Here is a 507-nt window from a genome sequence, read left to right on the forward strand (position 1 = left end):
TGGCGGGTGAGGGGGCGGTATGCGGCTCCCGCTCGCGCCGCCGTGCCGTTCATCCCGATTCCATCGTGAGTGCACCGGCCGGGTGGGGATTGTCAGTGGCGCGTGCTCTCATGGAGTCATGATCGAAGAGAGCGGAACCATCGACGAGTTTCTCGCCCGGCACGCGGCCGACGTGGAGGAGGCGGTCCGCAAGGCGGCCGCCGCGGAGATCATGCCGCGCTTCCGGCAACTGGCCGCGCACGAGGTCGACCAGAAGAGCGGCCCGCACGACCTGGTCACGGACGCCGACCGCAAGGCCGAGCTGTATCTGGCCGAGGCGCTGGGCGCGCTGCTGCCCGGTTCCGTCGTCGTCGGCGAGGAGGCGGTGCACGCCAACCCCGCCACGTACGAGGCGATACGGGGCGACGCGCCGGTCTGGATCGTCGACCCGGTCGACGGGACCCGGCAGTTCGTGCACGGCGAGGAGGGCTTCTGCACCCTGGTCGCGCTCGCCCGGCACGGCGTGCT

At 71.6% G+C, this 507-nt stretch carries 1 protein-coding gene; it reads left to right on the plus strand.

Annotated features, from left to right (window positions below):
* Nucleotides 1–118: 118 nt before the first annotated feature.
* Nucleotides 119–507, plus strand: a 389-nt coding sequence (locus CCN42_RS40915; protein ID WP_281259581.1) for an inositol monophosphatase family protein, incomplete at its 3' end; no start/stop codon positions are given.

Source organism: Streptomyces glaucescens (assembly GCF_002154375.1).
GTDB classification, from domain to species: Bacteria; Actinomycetota; Actinomycetes; order Streptomycetales; family Streptomycetaceae; genus Streptomyces; species Streptomyces glaucescens.